19 protein-coding genes are annotated in these 22,841 nt (G+C 42.4%); 10 read left to right on the forward strand and 9 right to left on the reverse strand.

Annotated elements, in window-relative coordinates; all coding sequences use genetic code 11:
• The first annotated feature begins 309 nt into the window (after positions 1 to 309).
• Positions 310 to 690, forward strand: a complete 381-nt coding sequence (locus JMY05_RS00045) for a hypothetical protein (RefSeq protein WP_201613856.1) — start codon at positions 310 to 312, stop codon at positions 688 to 690.
• A gap of 144 nt (positions 691 to 834) precedes the next feature.
• Positions 835 to 1,191: a hypothetical protein gene (locus JMY05_RS00050; RefSeq protein WP_201613857.1), complete on the forward strand. Its 357-nt coding sequence runs from the start codon at positions 835 to 837 to the stop codon at positions 1,189 to 1,191.
• A gap of 111 nt (positions 1,192 to 1,302) precedes the next feature.
• Here JMY05_RS00050 and JMY05_RS00055 read toward each other — a convergent pair whose 3' ends face one another.
• From JMY05_RS00055 to metX, 3 genes are all read right to left on the reverse strand, one after another.
• Positions 1,303 to 1,884 (reverse strand): tetratricopeptide repeat protein, encoded by a 582-nt coding sequence (locus JMY05_RS00055; RefSeq protein WP_045443681.1) that lies wholly within the window; start codon positions 1,882 to 1,884, stop codon positions 1,303 to 1,305.
• Between the two features lie 561 nt (positions 1,885 to 2,445).
• Positions 2,446 to 3,063 carry a methionine biosynthesis protein MetW gene (gene metW, locus JMY05_RS00060; protein ID WP_045443684.1) on the reverse strand — a complete coding sequence of 206 codons (618 nt, stop codon included), beginning with the start codon at positions 3,061 to 3,063 and terminating at the stop codon, positions 2,446 to 2,448.
• A complete protein-coding gene (metX, locus tag JMY05_RS00065; protein WP_045443687.1) occupies positions 3,060 to 4,418 on the reverse strand; it encodes a homoserine O-acetyltransferase MetX in 1,359 nt (452 codons plus the stop codon). Before metX ends, metW begins: the two co-directional genes overlap by 4 nt.
• Before the next feature lie 488 nt (positions 4,419 to 4,906).
• Here metX and hemH point away from each other — a divergent pair, with 488 nt between their 5' ends.
• On the forward strand, positions 4,907 to 5,926 hold the full coding sequence (gene hemH, locus JMY05_RS00070; RefSeq protein ID WP_060490449.1) for a ferrochelatase: 1,020 nt from the start codon (positions 4,907 to 4,909) through the stop codon (positions 5,924 to 5,926).
• Positions 5,927 to 6,125: 199 nt separating this feature from the next.
• Positions 6,126 to 6,965, forward strand: coding sequence for a BPSS1780 family membrane protein (locus JMY05_RS00075; RefSeq protein WP_045443692.1), 840 nt, complete (start codon positions 6,126 to 6,128; stop codon positions 6,963 to 6,965).
• Positions 6,966 to 7,055: 90 nt separating this feature from the next.
• Here the strand turns inward: JMY05_RS00075 and JMY05_RS00080 are convergent, their stop codons facing one another.
• Complete coding sequence (locus tag JMY05_RS00080; RefSeq protein ID WP_227678055.1) at positions 7,056 to 7,391, reverse strand: hypothetical protein; 336 nt, start codon at positions 7,389 to 7,391, stop codon at positions 7,056 to 7,058.
• 187 nt (positions 7,392 to 7,578) lie between these two features.
• Here JMY05_RS00080 and JMY05_RS00085 point away from each other — a divergent pair, with 187 nt between their 5' ends.
• Positions 7,579 to 8,880: a right-handed parallel beta-helix repeat-containing protein gene (locus JMY05_RS00085; RefSeq protein WP_201613858.1), complete on the forward strand. Its 1,302-nt coding sequence runs from the start codon at positions 7,579 to 7,581 to the stop codon at positions 8,878 to 8,880.
• Between the two features lie 65 nt (positions 8,881 to 8,945).
• Here JMY05_RS00085 and JMY05_RS00090 read toward each other — a convergent pair whose 3' ends face one another.
• From JMY05_RS00090 to JMY05_RS00110, 5 genes are all read right to left on the reverse strand, one after another.
• A complete protein-coding gene (locus JMY05_RS00090; protein WP_201613860.1) occupies positions 8,946 to 9,731 on the reverse strand; it encodes an SDR family NAD(P)-dependent oxidoreductase in 786 nt (261 codons plus the stop codon).
• Between the two features lie 294 nt (positions 9,732 to 10,025).
• Positions 10,026 to 10,574: a hypothetical protein gene (locus JMY05_RS00095; protein ID WP_227678056.1), complete on the reverse strand. Its 549-nt coding sequence runs from the start codon at positions 10,572 to 10,574 to the stop codon at positions 10,026 to 10,028.
• Positions 10,575 to 10,825: 251 nt separating this feature from the next.
• Positions 10,826 to 11,986 (reverse strand): hypothetical protein, encoded by a 1,161-nt coding sequence (locus JMY05_RS00100; RefSeq protein ID WP_201613864.1) that lies wholly within the window; start codon positions 11,984 to 11,986, stop codon positions 10,826 to 10,828.
• A gap of 172 nt (positions 11,987 to 12,158) precedes the next feature.
• Complete coding sequence (polA, locus tag JMY05_RS00105; RefSeq protein WP_413786565.1) at positions 12,159 to 15,149, reverse strand: DNA polymerase I; 2,991 nt, start codon at positions 15,147 to 15,149, stop codon at positions 12,159 to 12,161.
• A gap of 197 nt (positions 15,150 to 15,346) precedes the next feature.
• Positions 15,347 to 15,760: an organic hydroperoxide resistance protein gene (locus JMY05_RS00110; RefSeq protein WP_201613866.1), complete on the reverse strand. Its 414-nt coding sequence runs from the start codon at positions 15,758 to 15,760 to the stop codon at positions 15,347 to 15,349.
• A gap of 278 nt (positions 15,761 to 16,038) precedes the next feature.
• Here JMY05_RS00110 and JMY05_RS00115 point away from each other — a divergent pair, with 278 nt between their 5' ends.
• The 5 genes from JMY05_RS00115 (at position 16,039) to JMY05_RS00135 (ending at position 22,815) form a co-directional block, all read left to right on the forward strand.
• Entirely contained in the window at positions 16,039 to 16,962 is a 924-nt protein-coding gene (locus tag JMY05_RS00115) for a hypothetical protein (RefSeq protein WP_045443704.1), read from the forward strand.
• Between the two features lie 188 nt (positions 16,963 to 17,150).
• Positions 17,151 to 18,746, forward strand: a complete 1,596-nt coding sequence (locus JMY05_RS00120; protein WP_045453786.1) for a peptide chain release factor 3 — start codon at positions 17,151 to 17,153, stop codon at positions 18,744 to 18,746.
• A gap of 213 nt (positions 18,747 to 18,959) precedes the next feature.
• On the forward strand, positions 18,960 to 19,814 hold the full coding sequence (locus tag JMY05_RS00125; protein ID WP_201613868.1) for an RsiV family protein: 855 nt from the start codon (positions 18,960 to 18,962) through the stop codon (positions 19,812 to 19,814).
• Positions 19,815 to 19,937: 123 nt separating this feature from the next.
• Positions 19,938 to 21,104 (forward strand): FHA domain-containing protein, encoded by a 1,167-nt coding sequence (locus JMY05_RS00130; protein ID WP_201613869.1) that lies wholly within the window; start codon positions 19,938 to 19,940, stop codon positions 21,102 to 21,104.
• Positions 21,105 to 21,318: 214 nt separating this feature from the next.
• Positions 21,319 to 22,815: an anthranilate synthase component I family protein gene (locus JMY05_RS00135; RefSeq protein ID WP_201613870.1), complete on the forward strand. Its 1,497-nt coding sequence runs from the start codon at positions 21,319 to 21,321 to the stop codon at positions 22,813 to 22,815.
• The last annotated feature ends 26 nt before the right edge of the window (positions 22,816 to 22,841 follow it).

Consider the following 22,841-nt stretch of genomic DNA (forward strand, 5'->3'; position numbering starts at 1 on the left):
GGAGCATAAAAGAATATATTACTACCTTACTCAAAAAACTCCCCAATGCTGAGAGTTATTCAAGAAACAGGTTGTATAACACGTATAATATGCGATTATAATCACTAAAAAAATTACTGCTATTGTTTTGGTTTGTTGAATATAATATCAGCTATAACAAACATGCAGTGAATGCAAGATTTTATATTATGGTGCGTAAAACGTAGAGATCTTCGTTTTCGTCAAGAAAAAATCAGTAGCTTTAAAGTTCGTTTTTATCTAAGCTATAAGTATAGCCTATCTAACCTACAGAGAAGTAAGAAACACCTAATGCATAATAATGAAGATTTTGAAATGCTAAGAGATGATACTAAAGTAAGATTTCCATCTAGAGCTAAATGGATAACTGTAATATGGTTATTTCTCTGTTTGATAGGCTATTTTATTTGGTTAAGTTTCTTATACAATGCTGATTTTAATTCAATTTCACTAGGTGACCTTGGTGCATTTCTATCAGGGATATTTTCTTTTTTAGCTTTTTACTGGTTTGTAGAGGCCTATTTAATTCAAAGCCAAGAGCTTAGATTGCAGCGGTTTGAGCTGAAAAGGTCTATTAAATCACAACAAGGTTCAGAGCAGGCATTAAAAGAACAGTCAAAAGCGTTGCAAGCTCAACTTGAAATTACTCAGATGCAGTATGAAGACTATTAAAAACAAATTGAAGATAATAAACCTAAATTTGAAATAAGTTCAAAGCTCGAGACAATATTAACTTTTCTTTCAGTAAGTGAGAATTTTAATATTTCGCTTTTATTGATTAATAAAAAAGGAAAAGCCGATATTACAGATGTGTATTTGGAACTGCCTGAATATAGTAATAATGAAATGATAAAATATATGATAAATAAGTGTGACTTTAAAGATTATTATGTTTCTACTGAAAGTAATATCCATCGTATTGAAATGTTTTCAAAATTGAAGTTTACGGTAGTGCTTGATTGTTTTCATAATCAAGGTTGGATAAATATAAGTGAAGAATATGGATACGGAGTTGCAAAGAAAGATTTGATCATATCTCTTTTAAATGTCTGTAATTTAATTATTTATTATGATTCTCTTCGGTCAGGTATGAATGCTGATACTTATAAATTTGACTTTAGTAAGAGTAATATCCGACTAGTAAGACAGAAAAAGGAATCTCAAAAAGATTAATATGAAATTAAAACATAAATAATAAAATTTCGAGTAATGCAAAGAAACACAAAAAATCCAGCGCAAAGGCTGGATTTTTATTTTTAAACTAAAACTGTATATTGCTAAATATTATTTACTCTGGAACCAAGTATCCGCTTTGCTGCGGGCGCTAGCGATATCTGAGCTTGATAAGTTCAATGCCAACTGACCGATTTTACCGCGTGCTTTATTACGTACTTTTTCATCAAGCATGCCATCACGGGCAGCCAAATCGTACCATTTATAAGCATCGACTAGATTTTTTTGCTTTTCATCGAGCAATGCAAGCGTATAGCTGGCACGGTTATCGCCGCGCATTGCGGCTTTTTCTAACCAAACTTTCGCTTGTTGCAAATTAGGCTGCACACCTTCACCGCGCAAGTACATGATGGCAAGATTCAACTGAGCAGGGGCAACGCCTTGCTGAGCCGCTTTGGTATACCACTGGATAGCTTGCTGGGTATTCTTTGCAATGCCTTCACCCTTCTGTAAGCGCTTGGCTAAATAAAACTGAGCGTGATCGTTACCTTGGGCAGCGCGGTTAGACAGTTCACTAACTGGCATTAGCTCAAAACGTGACGTATCAAGTGGTACGTTTGATATTAACTCAGCGTTTGCTAGACCTGCACAAGAAAATAAGGCAGTAAACAACGCAGCTTTTAATAATTTCATAGCAGCTCCAAAATTAGGCAGTTAATAAGCAAAAAAAGTTGCACCGCTAAAAGGGTTTAGACGGCGATAACAATTAGGTGAAATCTTGCGATACCAACTTACCTAATCATTAGCAATATAATTAATCGATGTAGTGTGGCAAATGCCTTTAATCGAACCGATAAACGGTCAGAATCAGGGTGCGATTGACACTATTTTGCTAGCTTAACACCCAAACTTACGAAACTCAAATACTAATTACATGATTTAATGCTTATTCATACCTCATTGTCCTCAATAAAATCATAGAGTTACTTAAGCGTAAGAACAAATTAATAAGTTATTAAGGTTGAAATTTATATTTATGAGCCGTGCTACCGCTTTCAACCAATGCCTAAGGCATGTCCTCAATTCAATCGATTATCCTCTAAATGGGCAAAAAATGGTTAAATTTTGCCAAACATCGTCAAATAGCTTAGCAATATTTCAATATTATTTGCGCTATTTTCCTTATTTGACGGCAATTTATCTCATTTTTATCACCATTTTAAAATAAAGATACGCCCCAAGTAGATAAACCTATTATTCAGGTTTTTGTTTGGTGACACGATAGATAGCGACGTCTGCCAATAGGTTGGGTGCTTGGCGTATCAATGCTTTCATAAGTGGCGTATGACCTTTTTCAGAATCGCTGACGGCAAAGCGGTTGACGATATGAATATCATGCTGTGCACAAAGCTGCTCAAAATCTTTAAACGTACACAGATGAATGTTTGGGGTGTTATACCACTCATAAGGCAATGCCTCTGAGACAGGCATCATCCCTTTAAGTCCTAAATGAATGCGGTTTTGCCAATGAGCAAAATTGGGAAAGGTGATGACGGCTTCGCGAGCAACACGTAGCATGTCAAGTAAGAGCACATCAGGCGATTTCACCGCTTGCAGCGCCCGTGCCATGACGACGGTGTCAAAACTGTTATCAGCAAAACGTGCCAGACCATCATTCAAGTCTTGCTCGATGATAGATAAGCCTTTGGCGATACCATCGTTGATTTTTTCTTCGTCAATCTCAAGTCCGTAGCCAGTGACGCCGCGATTTTGTTGTAAATGCGCGAGTAGCTCACCATTGCCGCAGCCCAAGTCCAGTACATGTGAGTGCGGCGCAATCCAGCGCTCAGCCAATTGATGATCCATTCTCATGAGCGTGCTCCTGATTTTTGCTGGCTGCTTTGATTTGTGCTTTGTGCTAGTTGTTTTGATTTGCTGTCGGTGATAAATGGCGCAGTCAAAAATCCTCGGACGGCACCCATATAACGGGGAATATCAAATAAGAAAGAATCATGACCATGCGGCGCATCAACATTGATGTAGCTAACTGGTTTGCCAGTCGCCATCAGTGCATCGACAATCTCTTGTGAGCGCTCCGGTGCAAAGCGCCAATCCGTGGTAAATGAGACCACTAGATATTGGCATTGCGTATGGGCAAAGGCGGCTTTGAGCGCAGACAGCTCTTGCTGACGATTCTGTTCACTCTCATCTATTGTTGCCACCGTATTTTCTAACGCAGGTTGCGTGCTTTGTTTACTAGATTCGACTGATGTGGTGATTGAGTCCTTAAGCTGCGCCGCTGATTCTGTCGCATCTGTTGCCATGGCTGATGGATAGTCACGTGTTGGATCAAAATAATCTAAGGCTTTGGTCATGAGCAAATAAGTATTGGCATCGAAATTTTCGCTAAAGCGCTCACCTTGATAGCGTAAATAGCTCTCCACTTGGAACTCAACATCGTAGCCATACATAAATTTGCCAGACTTTAAATCACGACCAAATTTCGCCTTCATCGCGTCATCGGTTAAGTAAGTGATATGCCCAACCATCCGAGCCAATATTAGCCCGCGACGAGGGTAGGTGCCTGCTTGTAAATAGCGTCCCTCTTTGAAGTCAGGGTCAGACAATATCGACTGCCGCGCCACTTCGTTAAAGGCGATATTCTGTGCTGAGAGCTTTGGCGTGCTGGCAATGACCACGCAGCGTTTCAACCGATTTGGATAATCAACTGACCATTGCAGCGCCTGCATACCACCCATAGAACCACCAACAATGGCATGCCAAACGTCAATACCGAGACGATCTGAGAGCATCGCTTGGGTTTTTACCCAGTCCTTAATAGTGACGAGTGGAAAGTCAGGACCATAAACTTGCGGTTCATTGCTATTTGGATTAATGGTCGTTGGACCGGTAGAGCCGAAACAGCTGCCGATGTTGTTGACACATACGACATAAAACCGATTGGTGTCGATCGCTTTATTAGGGCCAATCATATTGTCCCACCAGCCGGCTTTTTTATCATCATCGCTATGAAAACCGGCGGCGTGATGACTGCCTGATAGCGCATGGCAAATAAGTACCGCGTTTGATTTGTCGCTATTTAGCGTGCCATAAGTTTCGATGATTAAATCAAACGATGGCAAAGTACGGTTACATTCTAACGTCAACGGCTCAGCGAAATAAAAAATCTGAGGCGTGATAATGCCGACTGAACCGACTGTGTCCATGGGATTAACTAAGCTGGCCGAATGAAGCGTATCTGTCGGGGACTGGTCACTGGTATTATTAGGGCGTGCGTTCAAAGCTACCTCGCAAGACAACAATCATCAATAAAATAAAAAGGGCAAACTGTCGATAGGCAGTGTTGCCAATACTGCTTTGCCGACACTGTTTTCTAAATGTTTTTCTTACAATGTGCTTGCCTATTGTATGGTGATGCGCGTAGGAGTACAACCGTCGAGCAAGTCTTTTGAGCATAGTCTTTTAAGCATGGTTTTTAGGGGCGATGGGTAGTAGGCAGAGAAGGGTTGGAATGAGTCGATGATTGATGACTAGCAATAAATAGCAGCTAAGTATCAAATTGTATAAGTGTGCTTTTACCATGCGTTATTAATGGATAAAATGCTACACTAATAAAGCATTCAATCAATCATGACTTAATAATCTTTTATCGCATATTCTTCTTTAACTAACCTAATAATAAAATAGTGCTGCTATGAAACCTGAACTGCCTCCCCGTATTGCCGTCCTATTAGTGAACCTAGGTACGCCAGATGAGCCAACAGCGCCTGCCGTACGTCGTTACTTAAAACAGTTTTTGTCTGACCCCCGTGTCATCGAGATTCCGAAATTCTTGTGGGCGATTATTCTCAATTTGTTTGTATTGCCAAGCCGCCCTAAACGTGTGGCAAAAGCCTATGCCAGTATTTGGGAAGGCGACTCACCGATTCGTAAGATACTAAAGAGCCAAGTGGAGCTATTGGAACCACGGCTTGCAAATAGTGCCGCACCATTTCGGGTTTCTGTCCATCCGGCGATGAGCTATGGCAATCCTGGTTTGCCTGATGTGATGGATACCTTGCGCGGTGAAGGCGTTGATCACTTTGTTATCTTGCCATTATTTCCACAGTATTCCGCTTCCTCTGGTGGTGCTGTTTATGATGCGTTGACAAAGTGGACGCTCAAGCAGCGCAATTTGCCGAACTATACTATTGTCAAAGATTACTTTGCGCATCCGCTGTACATTCAAGCATTGGCTGATTCGATTCGCCGCTTTCAAGCAGAGCATGGCAAGCCTGACAAGCTGATGTTTAGCTTCCACGGTATCCCGCAGCCTTATGCTGATAAAGGTGATCCGTATCCTAAGCGTTGTAAATGTACCGCTGCACAAGTGGCTCACGCGCTTGGTCTAAAGGATGACGAATGGATTATCAGTTTTCAATCACGCTTTGGCAAGCAAGAATGGGTCAAGCCCTATACCGATGTGGTACTAGAAGATTGGGGCAAGTCAGGTGTGCGCTCGGTACAAGTCATTAGTCCGGCTTTTTCTGCTGATTGTCTGGAAACGCTAGAAGAGCTGGCCATCGAAAATCGTGAAAACTTTCTCCACGCGGGTGGACAAGAATATCACTATATTCCCGCATTGAACTTGGATGAGGCGCACATTGATTTGCTCGAAGCGCTCAGTGCGCCATTGGTTAAAGGCTGGGCGGGAACGCTAGATGGTTGGGCTTGATTGACTATATTTGTAAATCATAAAAAATACCGGACATGATGTTCGGTATTTTTTTGACTAAATGATTTTAATGAATTTTATTAAAATAGAATAAAGTTGGGATTTTTTGTGACTGATATGTAAGACTATGCCAAATAAACTTTTGTTTTATTGTCATTGTTAATTTTACGTTTGCTTAACTTTATTTTTAAGGATAAACATGTCCAACCCTAATAGTCCATACGCCAATGTGTCATTACAAAAATCAGATGGTCAGCCACCCGTTTTGCCGCCAACCGATGAGTATGGCAGTGCATTACCGCAGTTGCTAACCAGTCCACGTAAGTGTGATGCAGCGGCTGGCATGAGCTGGATTATCAAAGCCTTTGGATTGTTTAAAAATCAGCCGTTATTATGGTTTGGTATCAGTGTGACATTCTTAGTAATTGTTGGTATTGCGTCTTCAGTGCCTCTACTTAACGTCCTTATCATACCCACTATATTTATGTTTATTGCGGGTATTATCAAAGGAGCAGCTGCGCAATCACAAGGAACTGAGCTACGTTTTGATCACTTGTTTTCAGCGTTTAAAAGTCATTGGCAGCCACTACTCATCCTTGGCTTACTATATTTAGTCGGTATCATTATTGCTATGATTCCGCTATTTATCGCTATGGGCAGTATGATGTTTTCTATGATGTCAGGTGACATGGGCAATAATTATGGGGCGATGAATGATATCTCCTTAGGCGGTATTTTCTTCGGTTACCTGTTGACTATGCTGCTCATGATACCGCTCTATATGGCACTTTGGTTTGCCCCAGCGCTGATTGTTTTGCACAATCTTGAGCCTATCGCTGCCATGAAAAAAAGCTTTGAAGCAGGTAAGGTAAACATCGTTCCTATCTTAGTTTATGGCTTAGTTTGTTCGTTGTTATTGCCTATTTTAATCATCTTAACGTTGGGACTGGGTGCATTTTTAGTGCTGCCTGTTATGTTGCTCACTTACTACACCAGTTATCGTGACGTCTGGACTGACCAGCCGTTGTCAGTAATGTAATCAATATTTTATAGTACAAAAAAAGCACGCCCATTATATCGAGCGTGCTTTTTTATTGTTTGAGAGCTTTTTTATCATGAGAGAGCTTAGTTAAAAGTCGTCATCATTACTACGTTCCGCCGCGTCTCTATCAGCGATATCGATAATATCTGGATAATCGCTATCATCCAAATTATCGTCCACTAATACTTCATCGATTCGCGATTCGTCTATATTTTGATGATGCATAGGGGTTAGCCCTTGAGTCGCATCACTGCCGGCTTGCGAGTTGTCAAATCCTGCGCTATTGTCAATCACATCATCATTATCAATGGTATGCAACATAGGATCAGCCAAATCAATTTCTTGGCTGTTATTATTGACGTCCGTATCACCTTCAATGTGATCCATGGCTTCTGGTAATGGGCTTTTTGAATGGTCCATCATGGTTTCCTTATTATTGATAGTTATCATTAGGGAGTTAGCAATCGTTATTGTTGATTTTATTTATTAAGATTCATTTATCAAAGTCAGTGTGACGCGTTATGATGTTCACCGATAGTAGTAAGGTGTCACAGGATGTTCAAAAAATGTAAGACAAGTACAAGATAGACATAAAAATAGGAAATATACGATGGTATCAAGTAGTAGGTTGTTCGTCACAATATCCTTAATCAATGCCACAATAGGTTTGACGGCTTGTGAAGGTGTACTTTTTTCTGGTAGCAGCGCCCATAGCAGCTTGGATAATGCTGATTTAAAACAGCCGTTAATTATCGATGCCAAACTGCCAAAAGCCACGACAACCATAGACTGCGCACAATTAACACCGAAGCAAATATTTAAGGTAAAAGGTCACAGCGTACTCAGTGCAAGCTGTGATTTGACAGCCAAGTCGATACGCTTTGAGTTGAATGATTCGCATAGTTCACTTGATTGTCAAGGCACACTACTCAGTACTCGCGCTGATGATGCATCAAAGGTTAGCGCCATTATAATTAAGCCCAAAACAGATAGCGCTATCGAAGATATTACCGTTGCCAATTGTCATGTGGATGGCTATGGTCATGCGCTACATATTCGCCAATATAGCCAGCCCAATCAGCGTTATGCGCGCGGCTTGATAGACCCTGCTGCCAATCGTGCGCTTGCACCAAGCGATATTCGTGTGATTAATGTGAGTAGTCAAAACAGTATCAATAGTGGCATGTTTGTCGGTGATCATGTGCATGGCGTGAGCTTTGATAAAGTCCGTATTCAAAATGCAGGCACTGTGGGGCTATATCTGGAATTTGGTAGCCGCGATAATGTGATTCAAAATTCGGTGTTTGTCGGTAATGGTTTCCGTACCTTTAAGCCCAATCGTGAGGCCATTGCCGTGGATTCGTCGAGCAATAACCGTATCGAAAACAATCAATTTATCCATAATGGGGCAGGCAGTATTTTGCTGTATCGCAATTGCTTTGAGCATGCCGATGACAGTACGCGGGGCAATCATTTTAAGCGTACCGAGTCGAGCCGTGACAATATGATTCGTGGCAATACTTTTAACGACGAGCCAGTCGGGGTTTGGGTAGCGTCAAGACAGTCGCGCAATCTCAAAGGTTTTGAATGCGGTGCTTATTTACTGAAACAAACGCCATTTGCCAGCTACCATTTAGACAGTGCTAAGGACAATCAGATCATCGATAATCGTTTTGAGCAAGTCGAGCAGGGCATTATCGTGGAGGACGATGGCACGCTAATAGCTGGTAATCAATTCGCTGCTGATGTGAATTTACCGATTAGCGTTGGTTCTGAGATTCGAGAAGAAAGTGCGGCAGGGGCAATAAAAAATACCGTTATTAAAAACAATATTTTTACTGGTAAAACTGTTGAGCAAGCGATAAAGGTTCGAGCGGCAAGCAAAACGGCTACTCATATTGAGCAGCCGTAAGTGTGGCTTTATATTAAATAAGCGTTATCGGTAAACAACAGTATAACGAATAGGTGATATTGCTATTAAGCACCAACCTTGGTATTGACCCAGCGGATTACAGAATCTGGCGTGACTTGTGAGACTGCTTGAAAGAGTTTTGCTGGCATGCCCACAGAGTAATGCGTACTTTTGAGTTTACGATTGGGACTGGTCGTCAATTTACACAATGTTTTGGCGACATCGTTGACCGTTAGATGGATGCCCAAGCGATCCATACTGGTCACTTCGATATCGGCAGTCATGTCAGATTTGACCCACAGCGGCATCACATCGATAACCTTGATACCCAATTTTTCGTACTCAATATTAAGGCCTTCTGTGAGACCTCGCACAAAAAACTTGCTGGCCGCATAAGTCGCAACTTCGGGTTGACCATAGATAGCAGAAGCAGAGGACACATTGATAATTTTGCCGTCTTTGCTATCAGTCAGATAAGGCGCCAGTTTATGACAGCCAATCAAAACACCTTTACAGTTGACGTCAATTAAAGCCAGTTGCTCATCCAAGTTGGTCGTTGGTAATGCGCCACTGACCAGCACCCCAGCATTATTAATGAGTGCATCAATACCACCGAAATGTTCAATCATTTGATTGATCGCATTGTCCCACGAGTCAGGCTGGGTGGCATCCAGCTGACCTGTAATAATACGCTGTTGTTTGACGGCTTTCTTAAAAGATTTGTCTTTAATGGCGCTTTCAAGTGTGGCAGTATTGGTCGCAAATAACCCAATATTGTGGCCTTTTTCCGCCAGCTTTTTGGCGGTGGCCAAGCCGATACCACGTGATGCGCCTGTAATCAATATATTCATAATAAGTGACTTAATCGTTATTAATCATGAGTAAATCGAGGTCGTATATTAGGATGCTTATCCCTCGGACTTATTATTATAGCCATTCCACTATAATAATATTACTGCGTTAGCCTCGCTTGAGGTATTAAATATACATCTACACTCGGTTGCCTTGTACTATTTTTAAATTGAACCGACTATAGTATAACAAATTCGTCTAAATGTATTTTGCTAGAGAGTATAACTATTGATGTAGAGCGCATGGTGATTAATATAACAAGTAGTTATCACTGTTAGCAGAGACACTCTGCGTTAGTGTGAAGCCGTTTGACAATGCAGCTCGCTCGTCTCTTCTACTTGACAGTCGTACTCGTTTAAGTTTAAGCGCCACAAATAAATCAAGGCAATGCCATAAATAGCAGTCTCTGACAGCTCTTCTGTAATGACGCCCAAAGCTTCGGGAATCATAATGGCGTTTTCGCCCATATATTCTAATAATGCCAAGGCGGCGACGCTAAAATACAAAGAAACGGGTACTTTTTTTAATATTGCCCAAAGATAACGCCATGAATAAGCCAATAAACCAACGATCAGCACATAAACGATGGTCAGGACGAGGTCTTCCCACCAGTCATAAGAATGGCTGAACAACACAAAGTCAGTGGGAACCAATAAGTCTGGTAGATAATTTAACTCACGGCGTATCACAGCAAAGAATACCAGCACCGCTGCCAACCAAAAAGCTCGAATCTGTTTAAATGTATTTGTGGCAGAGCTCTGTAGTAAATACTGCACGCAACGTAGCAGACAGGCGAATAAAATAATAATGCCAGGGATTTCGATGATGCCATCTGAACTCAAAATAAAAACCTCCTGATTTTTTAAAATAAAAAAAGTGAGCACAAAGGCTCACTTTAGACCGAACATTATCCAATGACATATAACGCAATAAGCTGCTATTATAACGCCAATGTCAGCGCTATAACGTTATTTAATATAACTAATGAGTCATATGTCATTGTTAATACTAGCAAACAAATGCTCTTTCTTGTGCACATTGCTATCGGCTATTTATACCTATGATGATACAACCAATTCAATAGATGGCAGGGTTAAAATAACGCTTCCATCCGCAATAATGCCGACGGATAGTGGTCCTTATTTGCTGTTTTATCATTGTAGTAATTTAGCTCTGTTTGTACATAAAGCCACTCTCGCCAAACGGGTTGGCGGTAGCTTATAGCAGGGCCATAGCTGTTTAATGTTGATTTGTCATGGTCAAAGTAACCGCCAGTAGAGACACCATAAGCCAGCTGTTTTTCATTGCCCAAGTAGTGTACTTGTCTGAGATCATTGCTCCAGTCTGTGCTTTCTACATTGTCTTGATTGCGATAACGGATGGCGGTACGATTATTGATGAACCGCTCAGCATTTGTACCATATTGCAGATTTAGCCCGCCTTTTGCATAGTGCTCACTATCGAGTCCATAACGATAGTAACTATCACTAGTGAGAGTCCATTTTTTGTTGTCATACCAGTCTTTATCGACGCTCACTTTTACGTATAAGTCATCGAGCGAGCGAACCCCGACATCGATATCTGTTTTGACCCCTAACTGCTGCTCAACCTCATAACTAAAACGTGACCAACGAAGGGCGATAGAACCATTGTCTTCCCGCGTTTTTCTTCTGTTGACGAGTCCATCTTGGTTATTGGTACTTGCTTGGTAAGTATCGCCCTTCACATTCTGTTTTAAGAAAGTATCCTCATCCAAATCCTCATCACCGATAATCAGGCTCAACCTTTTTTCTAATACTGGCAATCGTAAGCGGCCGCGAATCCTAGGTTCAACGCTCACGTCACTGCCTGATTGTGGATCGTTGACCCAGCGGGTATCTAGTACAACTCGTAAACTGGCTTTGGCGGGTTTTTTGGGATCTGGTTCGCCGAACCAACCGTCCATTTTGTGTGCCCATTCATGCAGCTGCTCTTGGACATCTTCACGGCGTTCGTCCGTCCAGTTTTGTGCTCCTTGTACTGATGGAGCAGACTGCTCGGCAGATGTTTCGGTAGATTGAGGTAGATAGCCAAATTGATTGAGGTTTTCATCTCGATTAGAGTTAGCATCATGAGATAACGAAGCCGTGTCAGATTTTAGCGGTTCGACTTTCGGCTCTGTGGTGGGCGTAGTATCCGCCCATGCTTGCGTGCATAAACTTAAGCTGGCAAGTATGTAAAGGGTAATGGTGTTGAGATTTGCTGGTTTAATCATGGAGAGCTTCAATTACTTTGGGTAGCTAAAAAGGACAAACAAAAGTATTATGCCATAGGTCGTTAAGCATAAGAAGGTCGTGATGTGAGATGCTTTAAATCTACTAATAATAAAAAGGCTAGACATTGTGCCTAGCCTTTTTCAATCTCATTTATTCATCATTCGCAATACTTTAATGCGCCTCATCCCAATTCTCGCCAGCACCCGTCTCAACCAATAAAGGCACGGCAAAATCCACGTTCCAGCCTTTTTCAACAGCAGTGGTCGTTAAGACGTCTTGCATTGCATGAGTAATGAGTTGGCTAATCTCATCTACCTTGTCACTATCCACTTCAAACACCAGTTCATCATGGACCTGTAGCAGCATTTTGGCTTGCGCTTTTGGCAGTACTTTATCGACGGCAATCATAGCCAGCTTAATTAGATCTGCCGCTGAGCCTTGTAGTGGTGCGTTAATCGCAGCACGTTCAGCGCCTTGTTTGACCATGCGGTTGCTGTGAGTAATATCAGGCGTGTAGAGCTTACGACCCAATATCGTCTCGACATAGCCTTGCTCGTGAGCACTGGCGCGAGTATTGATCATATAGTTTTTGACACCCGGGTAGCGATCAAAATACATATCGATATAATCTTGTGCCTCATTGCGACTCATTTGTAGCTGCTTGGCAAGTCCAAAGGCGCTCATACCGTATAGCAAACCAAAATTAATGGCTTTGGCATTACGGCGCTCGGTCGAGGTTACGTCGGCAACATCTTTGCCAAGTACTTCAGCGGCAGTCGCAGCGTGAATATCTAACCCTTCGTTGAAGGCGTCAGTTAAGTTTTTATCGCCTGAGAAATGTGCCATGAGACGCAATTCAATTTGTGAATAATCCGCCGCCAAAATAACGCGACCTTCTGGGGCGATAAAGGCTTGGCGAATCAAGCGGCCAGTCGCAGTACGAATAGGAATATTTTGTAAATTGGGATCAGTCGAAGACAAACGCCCAGTACTGGTCAGTGCTTGATGATAGCTGGTATGGACGCGATCAGTTTCGCTATCTGCGACATTATCAAGCGCATCGGTATAAGTGCTTTTGAGCTTAGATAGACCGCGATATTCTAAGGTAATATCGACCAATGGATGATCGATTTTTGACAGCACGGCCTCACCAGTAGAGTATTGACCTGATTTGGTCTTTTTGCCACCCGGAACGCCGAGTTTTTCAAATAGCATCTCACCGAGCTGCTTAGGTGAGCCGAGGTTAAACTCTTCTCCTGCCACTTCATAAGCGCGTTTTTCTAGCGCGATAATTTCTTCATCGAAGCGTTTCGATAGCTCATTTAAAAATGGGCGCTTAATAAGAATGCCGCTTGCTTCCATTTGACAAAGTATTTCGGCGGTTGGTATTTCTAGCTCGTGTAGCAATTTGGCATTATTGGCATCGTTCGCCAGCTCGACGCTGAACACCTCAAATAGCTGATAAGTAATGTCAGCATCTTCACAAGCATAGTCGCTAGCAATATCGATGGCGACTTGGTCAAAGGTGACTTGCTTAGCGCCTTTGCCAGCAACGTCTTCATAGCTGATGGTTTGCGTTTGTAGGTAATGGCGTGCCAAATCATCCATGCCATGACGGGTAATCGCGGCATTAATCACGTAGCTGGCAAGCATGGTATCCATCGCCCAATTATTGGGACGAGCATGAATGCTGCCCAATAAATCGATATCATAATGACTGAGAATATGGGCGTCGTACTTTAAATGCTGGCCAATTTTACCGATATTTGGGTTTTCCAAAATAGGCTTTAGACGTGTTAAAACGGTATCGCGGTCGAGCTGTTTAGCCGTCAGCTCGTCACCCTCTAGCGCATGAGTCAGTGGTATATAATAGGCTTCTTGCGCTTGTACCGCAAAAGACAAACCGACGATTTGTGCTTGACGCCAATGTATGCTAGTGGTTTCGGTATCAATGACAAAATGCGGCGCAGACTCTAATAATTCAATCAAACTGTCAAACGCATGCTCATCTAAAACGGTGTGCCACGCTCTATCATGCTGTTTGCCGTTTTGGACATTCTCAATACTGCTTGATTGTAGCGACTTAGCGATTTGTGCTTGTGATTCAGCATCTGCTTGGCTACTTGCAACACTTTGTACGCCGTTCCCATTACCATTGGCTGGATGGTTTGGGTGGTCAAGAGAAGCAAGCTCATTTCTAAACTCAAGCTCGCTATACAGCTCGCGCAATTCATCTATATGGGCACAAGGATTGGTATCGATTTTCAAATCATTCCAGTCTTGACCGATATCTAAGTCTGTGACGATAGTGGCCAGTTTGGCATTGAATGGAATTTCCTCTGCATGCTCAATCAAGCCTTTAGCGCCGCGTCCTTTAATAAAACCGATGTGCTTTAACATATTGTCGATATCACCGTACTCAACGAGCAAGTCTTTCGCCGTCTTTTTACCGATACCGGGCACGCCTTTAATACCGTCAGAAGCATCACCCATTAAGGTCAAAAAATCAATCATTTGGTTTGGATTAATACCGAATTTTTCGATGACCGCTTGGGTGTCTGTCACTTTACCCGTGAAGCTGTCTTCCAATATGACGCAGTCATTGACCAGTTGCATCATGTCTTTATCGCCGGTTGAGATAACCACATGATGACCTTGCTCGACCGAACGGTGCGCCAGTGTGCCGATAATGTCATCCGCTTCTGCACCTTCGATGCGTAACAATGGAATGCCCAAAGCGGTTACCAAGCGATGGATATAAGGAATTTGCTCCACCAGCTCTATGTCGATGGGCGGACGAGCCGCCTTATAATCAGCAGACATATGATGGCGAAAAGTAGGTGACTTGGTATCAAAACAGACCGCCATATGGGTGGGATGATATCGACGCATCAATTTTAATAGCGCATTGAGCGTGCCACGGATGGCATTCGTTATCAGCCCTTGCGAGTTTTGCATGGTCTTTGGCAAGGCGTGATAAGTGCGAAACAGATAATAAGAGCCATCAACCAAAATAAAAGGTGGCTGATTTTTGTCCACGTGACTGGTGTCCATAGTCGCTACGTTGGGCATGGTATCAAAATTTGGTAAGGCTTTAGGGTCAAGCGCTTGATGCGAGTTGTGGTTATTGTCTACGGAGGAGTCGGTCATATGGTCAGTCATAAAAGTCACTTATTATTAGGTATCAGATAGAGTCAATATCAGATAAAACGATGCTTCCATTATAACGATAAAATCAGACCTTGCCGAACTTCTCGATAGTTATGATATTTCTACTGCTGATAGATGCTCATAAAAAAAGAACCCAGTATTCACTGAGCTCTCTTATAGATAAAGCCGATATTGTTATTGTTAAAAATCTATCTCACTTCTGAAGTCATTTCACTATCGATATTACCGTGAGTCGCTTTAGAATATGGGCAAACTTTATTGGCTTTTTCGACCAACTTTTGGAACTCATCCGCTGATAGCTCTGTGTTTTCAGCAGTGACATGAATTTTCACGGCTAATTGAAAATCTAAGCCTTCACCTTTCATTAAATCTACTGATACTTCAGTAGTAGAATCAAACTTTGCTTTTTCTGCCCCTTTGACCGCAGCAAGTGCGCCATCAAAGCAAGCTGCATAGCCCATCGCAAATAACTGCTCTGGATTATTACCGTCTTTATCAGAGCCGGGTGCGACCATATTAATCGTCAAATCACTGTCTTGCAGACTGGCATTACCTGTACGACCGCCAGTGACTGTTGCTTTGGTGGAATATAGTGTTTTCATAACATATCCTTTGTTGTGAGTTTTTATGTTTAAGCAATAAATTTTGATAGGGATTCAGCATAACAAACCAGTGCATGAGCAATATAGGTCAGTCGTAAGTATATACTGTGGATTTGTAAGTGAACTGTTAGTAGAATCTTTAGCTGCATTTAACTATCGCAGAAAAAGCTTAATCGCTATAAGTAACAGAAGTATTAATGTAATATAGGAATATAGCTATAAAAAATAAAGTTATCAAAATAGATGATAAAAAATCTAACCAATAAAGGTCTTATTCGATGAATAAATCAATGGTGTTACCTATTGCACTTTCTTTGCTAACATTTACCCTTGCTGGCTGCGGTGGGGAGGATGATGGTATTTATGGTTCGGGTAATAATAAGATTACGCTGACCAGCTTTGACAATAGCTATGATAAGCAAGCGAAAGATAGTGCCATTGCACGCATCGATGAGACCTACCGTACTGGTGAGCGTGAAATCAAAATAAAAAATATCGTTAATAATTATAGTAATCAAGGTTTGAATACTTTGGACAGAACGGTATTGGCAGACAACTTTGAAGGGCGACTGGAAAACAAAAACATTGAGGTTGATGGCCGCACTGTCAAACGTCCTATTTATGAAAAAAACAGTAATAACAAGCTAGACTATGAAACCAATTATAAGACGCTTAATCTATCAGGCTTGCAGGCAAACAGTTATAGTGCGGGTACTAATATAAATAACAGTCGCGGTATTCTCACGGATTTAAATAATTATCCTAAGATTCCAGCCAATGCAGAGTTTCCGATAGGTTCTGTTTGCTATATTCCAGTAGTCGAGAGCGAACGCTCGTTTTTAGCCTTTAACGACAAAAACAAGACGGGATATACATCGCTCGATAAGTGGATTGATGCAGCTGAAGACCGCTTTAGCGATGATAGAGGCTACAGAACTTCTGAGTTTGGTGTAGGCATAGGTAATAAGCAAAAAGCGGCACAAGTGACGTTCTTTGAATACCTGAATCAGCCTGCTTATCAGTACAATGGTGTCGAATATAATGATGGCACGAATGATAAAAATGCTATTTATGAAGCAAATTATGTTACCAAAGGTGTGATAAATCCGAATACCAACAGTATTCGCGGTGTGGTGGATTGTACGATAGTCAATGAAGTCGCAGGAGATTTCTTGGCCGCACAAATCAAACGCTACTATTAATCATAAAAACGCATCATGTTAAAAAATTGACCAACACTCTCTATTTGACTATCTAGGGAGTGTTTTTTTATGCGCTAATTCTGCACCTTGACGCTAAATCCGCTACAATACGCTCATTATTTATTCTATTTAGTTAGATTACTGTCTAAAAGACAGCCTTTTTGAAGTTAAGGTTGAAGCCAAAAATTATGAGCGTAGATCCAAAGAAATTAAACAAAGAAGTGGCTAAACGCCGTACTTTTGCCATTATCTCGCATCCCGATGCAGGTAAAACCACCATGACTGAAAAGTTACTGTTATGGGGTCAGGCAATTCAGGTAGTAGGCGAGGTCAAAGGCCGCAAAACTGATCGCCATGCGACATCAGATTGGATGAGTATGGAGCAAGAGCGTGGTATCTCGATCACCACTTCTGTCATGCAGTTTCCTTATCAAGACCATGTGGTCAACCTATTGGATACACCGGGTCACGCCGATTTTAGTGAAGATACCTATCGTACCTTGACCGCTGTCGATAGCGCACTGATGATGGTCGATGGGGCTAAAGGGGTTGAAGAGCGAACCATCAAGCTGATGGAAGTCTGCCGCATGCGCGACACGCCAATCATCTCATTTGTCAACAAGCTGGATCGTCAAATTCGTGAGCCGCTTGAGCTGCTTAGCGAGATTGAGGCAGTGTTAAAAATTAAATGTATTCCAGTGACTTGGCCTATCGGTATGGGACAAGATTTCGTTGGTGTCTACCATCTGACCGAAAATAAGACCTACCTTTATGAAAAAGGTAATGGCGGCAAGATGACAGTCTCTGAGACCCGCGCGGGCTATGATTATCCAGATATTCGTGAGCGTTTGGGTCAATTGATGTTTGATGCTTTCGAAGAGTCACTTGAGCTGGTACAAATGGCGTTAGAAGAATTTAGCGTTGAGGCGTTCTTAGCGGGCGAGATGACGCCAGTATTGTTCGGTACAGCATTGGGCAACTTTGGCGTAAATATGGTACTTGATACCTTGATCAAATATGCACCGCCACCCAAGTCGCATCCGACCAATGAGCGTGAAGTAGCGGCAACAGAGACGGATTTTAGTGGTTTTGTCTTTAAGATTCAGGCCAATATGGACCCACGCCATCGTGATCGCATTGCATTTTTACGCGTGTGTTCAGGCAAGTATGAAAAAGGCATGAAACTAAAGCATGTGCGTTTGGGTAAAGACGTACGCATTGCCGATGCACTGACCTTTTTGGCAGGTGATCGCGAAGCGTTAGAAGAAGCGTATCCGGGTGATATCATCGGTTTGCATAATCATGGCACTATCTCTATCGGTGACAGTTTTACCGAAGGCGAGGAGCTGAACTTTACGGGTATTCCGCATTTCGCGCCTGAATTGTTCCGCCGTGTCATTCTAAAAGATCCGCTCAAATCGAAAGCCTTGCAAAAAGGGCTACAGCAGCTAAGCGAAGAGGGCGCGACACAGGTCTTTATGCCGCAGATTAATAACGATTTAATCTTGGGTGCAGTTGGTGTATTACAGTTTGAAGTGGTCGCGCATCGTCTCAAAGAAGAGTACAAAGTACAGTGTATCTTTGAGCCAGTATCGATTGCGACCGTGCGCTGGATTCATTGTGATGATGAAGTGGCATTAGCGAAATTCAAACGCAAAGCCCATGACCAGTTGTCGCTAGATGGCGGTGGTTATTTAACGTATCTTGCCCCATCACGGGTCAACTTGCAGCTGATGCAAGATCGCTATCCAGAAGTCACTTTTAGCAATACTCGTGAGCATTAAAATCCATCATTTCACGAGTTAGTTTATCTTTTAAGACACGCCAGCCGTGTCTTTTTTATTAGCTTAGATTTAGGCATTAAACGAGAGAGGGTAGGTAGCTATTCGTTAGCAGGAGACAGCAAAATCCTAAAAACACAAACAGTGTTCCTACAATACATCGTCATTGTTACGGTAGAATATCAAGTAACATCTTATGTTTATAAAAGAGGATATATGAACGCTGCGAATCAAATTGATATCAATCAGCCAACAATGAATCCGCATTTATCGATGACAGCAAGTCGTAGTTGTCTGCTGAGACTGCTTGCCGGCAGTTTACTGCTAGGTAGCATCGCGATGCCTGCAAATGCAGGTAATCTCATCAGTAGCACGGATTATCTAGAATATGAGCTGCCTAAAAAAGTGCAAGCACAGTGTGTTGAGCGCGATAACTGTCCAGAGATTGACATCAAATATCTGAAGACCAATCACGGTTGGATCAATGATATCGCCAATGCGCGTATTAATAATTTAGTCGTCAATAGTAAACCGACTGAATCTGCGCCTATCAAAACGAACGTCAATCAGACAATGGTGAAAGCCGCCATTGATGACTTTGCTAGCTCACAGTTTATAGATATGCCAGAGGGCAGTTCATGGGCTTATAGCCTAATGGTAACGCCTGAGTATTTGGGTCATGTCAGTGATTTTGAACTGTTTGAAATCAATACTTATGTCTTTACTGGTGGCGCTCATGGCATGCCTTATAGCGAATACTTGATATTTGACCTTGGCACCAAAAAACAAATCACGCTTGAGGATATGCTTCAATCAGGCAAGGAATCACGTTTTAAAACGCTTGCTTATGATGCTTATAAAACTTGGGTCAAAACGGTTGACGACGATGTCAGCAGTTATGAGAAAAACTGGCCATTTACCTTAAGTGATAATGTGACACTAACGGACAAAGGCATCGATATTCGTTATCAGCATTATGCTATCGGCCCATATGCCTACGGTATGCCGGTACTTAGTATTCCGTACAGTAAGCTCGACGGTGTCATAAAGCCGCACTTTATACCTAAATAGTTCGGATGGTCATTGCATAACTTATTACGGTTTATATTAAAAAAATCGTAAAATCTCTTAAAAAATTGGCAATGATTTATCTAAAACCATTTGAAATTTAATAAAAGAATAAGGAGTTACCGCATGACGAACAATACAGATAGTATGAAGGCGACAGTCGACACAGAGACTTGGCAACTTAATGCCTTAACAGAAGCGCTTGGTGACCTAACGTTGACGGTCAATGACAGCCTGTCTGTTGGTCGTGGCAGCGACAATGACGTGGTACTTGGTAGCAAGCAAGTATCGCGTAATCATGCGGTGTTAAGCATCTTAGATGGTCGATTGTATGTCAAAGATTTAGACTCATCGAACGGCACATTTATCAACGAGCAGCGTATCGAAGGCAATACATCGAGCCTTTTACAGGTAGATGATACCATTGGATTTGCCAGTTTCATCTTTCAGGTAAACGCGCCACTTGCTGCTACAGATACTGATGTATTAGCGCCCGTAGCAGTAGAGGATTCAGTGGCTGAGACTGAGACAGTGGTTGCTGAAACGACTGCCGAAACAAAGGCTGTCGAAGACTTGACGGTGAGTGAACCTGTTGTGCATGAATCAGTAGCAAAAGAGCCGATTGTTAAGCAAACGGGCGTCGAAGCTATACTGCCTGTGACAGCTGATGTGAAGGCAGTACCTGTTGATACAGCCTCGGATAGAGTAGCAGACTCAGTAGGGGTAGCTGAGACCAGTGTTAATGAAACAGTTGAACCAGTCTTACAGGAGCCGATTCAGGAGCCGATTGTGAAACAAACGGGTATCGATGAAGTCTTAACGGCTATAGATAATACCGTGTCCGACACAACTGACGCGGCACCAGTCGCTGCTGCAACTGTAGCAGATGCACAACCTGCTGTAAGTCAGCCAGAAGCCGTCACAGCGACAGAGGCGGCACCGACAGCACCTGCTCATGATACGTTATTAGTAGAGCAGTCAGCTGTACATGAAAAGCCAGCAGTTGAATCAGAGCATGACAAAACGACTAAAACTGCTCTACAAGAAGAAGCAGATCCCGATATTCTACGAGCTAAGCAGGCGGCAACCGCACAATTTTCTGGCACTGCCAATTTAGGTCAATCTCGTGATCTTGGGACAGAAGGTAATAATGCGATGGATCAGGCTATCAGTAATTCAGCCAATGCAGGACAGGCAGAGAAAAAACCAAGCGGTGGTTGGTTTATTTGGGTGTTTATTGCCATCATCATTATTGCGTTAGCATTGTGGTTATTTAACATGGGCGGTGCGTAACCAAGTACTGACCAGTGCGTTTGAGATACTCTAATCCAATCGAGCTTTGGTATAATTATTAGCCAATTGTTAGCTACTATCGGCTAATAGTCCAGTAACTCTTACGAATATGCCACTTTGATAGCGTCAACATTCAATAGAGTGTTGACGCTATATTTTATTTAACAGTCTGCTGTTTTATCTTTTGCCAATATTTTGTTAAGAGAGCATTATTATGATGAACTTTGAAGAGTATCAAGCTTTTAAAGACCGTGGCTTTAGTCATGCCCCACTGATAAAAAAACGTCTAATGGACGCACAGACACCAGTATCTGTATTTTCTAAAGTACGTGATTTAAGCGGCTCTGCATATTTATTTGAGTCTGTCGTAGGCGGGGAGCGTTGGGCACGATATTCGATGATTGGTTTAGGTAGTGATCTCATTTTGCAGTATGCCGATGGTAATATGACCGTCAAAAAAAATGACCATACCGATGTCGATGCAGTCGCTGACCCGTTTGACTATATCCGTCAGCTAATGGCGCAATATAAGATGCCAACAGTCGAGGATATTGCAACGCTACCGAGCTTTAGCGGCGGCTTAGTAGGTTACTTTGGCTATGACATGGTGAGGGTTATCGAGCCAAGCGTGGGTTTATCAGATGCCCCCAATTCGATGACAATGCCGGATATGTGGCTGATGCTATCAATGAGCGTGATTGTTTTTGACAGTTTAGAAAATACGTTATCTATCATCGTTTATGCTGATTGTCACACTGAAGATGGCTATAGCAATGCCATCCGCGAGCTAGAAAAAATTGAAGAAAAACTGGCAGAAATGCCAAATCTGAGCGCACCCGTAATGCCGACGCCGACATTTACCTCACAAACAGGCGCGCAGAAATATTGTCATGATGTCAATAAAATAAAGGATTACATTTTAGCAGGCGATGTCATGCAAGTCGTTCCTGCGCAGCGTTTGACGGCCGATTATACTGGCGACTCATTAGCAGTTTATCGTGCCCTACGATTCTTAAATCCATCGCCTTATTTATTCTTGGTGCATGGTTACACCCTCGATGATCACAAGCGTTTCGACATTATTGGAGCATCCCCTGAGATATTATCACGTATCGAAAATGGCAAAGTGACGGTACGACCATTGGCGGGTACTCGTAGACGCGGACAAAATGAAGCGGAAGATTTAGCGCTTGAAGAAGAGCTGCTGAGTGATAAAAAAGAGATCGCCGAGCACTTGATGCTTATCGATTTGGGTCGTAATGATATTGGCCGCGTTTGTGAATATGGCAGTGTCAAAGTCACCGAAAAGATGTTTGTCGAGCGTTATTCGCAAGTGATGCACATTGCTTCTAATGTTGAAGGGACGATATTGCCCAATAAGGATGCGTTGGATGTTTTTTGTGCGACGTTCCCCGCTGGTACGCTATCAGGTGCGCCCAAAATACGCGCCATGCAAATCATTGACGAGATAGAGCCAGTCCGCCGAGCGGTATTTGGCGGCTCAGTCGGTTATCTGGGCTGGCATGGCAACATGGATACCGCCATTGCTATTCGTACTGCCGTGATGCGCCGCGGCAAGATACATATCCAAGCGGGTGCTGGGGTTGTTGCTGATTCTATTCCAGAAGCAGAGTGGGAAGAGACCAACAAAAAAGCATTGGCATTGGTAAAAGCGGTAAAAATGGCGTGTAATGGTTTACGGATTCGCTAGGGACTCCAGTCATAAAAACACAGTAC

The sequence above is a fragment of the Psychrobacter sp. JCM 18902 genome, assembly GCF_904846615.1.
GTDB lineage: Bacteria > Pseudomonadota > Gammaproteobacteria > Pseudomonadales > Moraxellaceae > Psychrobacter.

Coding starts and splice junctions, on each gene's coding strand:
- JMY05_RS00045 (WP_201613856.1), top strand. CDS start 310: ATGCATAATAATGAAGATTTTGAAATGCTAAGAGATGATACTAAAGTA.
- JMY05_RS00055 (WP_045443681.1), bottom strand. CDS start 1,884: ATGAAATTATTAAAAGCTGCGTTGTTTACTGCCTTATTTTCTTGTGCA.
- metW (WP_045443684.1), bottom strand. CDS start 3,063: ATGAGAATGGATCATCAATTGGCTGAGCGCTGGATTGCGCCGCACTCA.
- metX (WP_045443687.1), bottom strand. CDS start 4,418: ATGGACACAGTCGGTTCAGTCGGCATTATCACGCCTCAGATTTTTTAT.
- hemH (WP_060490449.1), top strand. CDS start 4,907: ATGAAACCTGAACTGCCTCCCCGTATTGCCGTCCTATTAGTGAACCTA.
- JMY05_RS00075 (WP_045443692.1), top strand. CDS start 6,126: ATGTCCAACCCTAATAGTCCATACGCCAATGTGTCATTACAAAAATCA.
- JMY05_RS00080 (WP_227678055.1), bottom strand. CDS start 7,391: ATGATGGACCATTCAAAAAGCCCATTACCAGAAGCCATGGATCACATT.
- JMY05_RS00085 (WP_201613858.1), top strand. CDS start 7,579: ATGGTATCAAGTAGTAGGTTGTTCGTCACAATATCCTTAATCAATGCC.
- JMY05_RS00090 (WP_201613860.1), bottom strand. CDS start 9,731: ATGAATATATTGATTACAGGCGCATCACGTGGTATCGGCTTGGCCACC.
- JMY05_RS00100 (WP_201613864.1), bottom strand. CDS start 11,986: ATGATTAAACCAGCAAATCTCAACACCATTACCCTTTACATACTTGCC.
- polA (WP_413786565.1), bottom strand. CDS start 15,149: ATGACTGACCATATGACCGACTCCTCCGTAGACAATAACCACAACTCG.
- JMY05_RS00110 (WP_201613866.1), bottom strand. CDS start 15,760: ATGAAAACACTATATTCCACCAAAGCAACAGTCACTGGCGGTCGTACA.
- JMY05_RS00115 (WP_045443704.1), top strand. CDS start 16,039: ATGAATAAATCAATGGTGTTACCTATTGCACTTTCTTTGCTAACATTT.
- JMY05_RS00120 (WP_045453786.1), top strand. CDS start 17,151: ATGAGCGTAGATCCAAAGAAATTAAACAAAGAAGTGGCTAAACGCCGT.
- JMY05_RS00125 (WP_201613868.1), top strand. CDS start 18,960: ATGAACGCTGCGAATCAAATTGATATCAATCAGCCAACAATGAATCCG.
- JMY05_RS00130 (WP_201613869.1), top strand. CDS start 19,938: ATGACGAACAATACAGATAGTATGAAGGCGACAGTCGACACAGAGACT.
- JMY05_RS00135 (WP_201613870.1), top strand. CDS start 21,319: ATGATGAACTTTGAAGAGTATCAAGCTTTTAAAGACCGTGGCTTTAGT.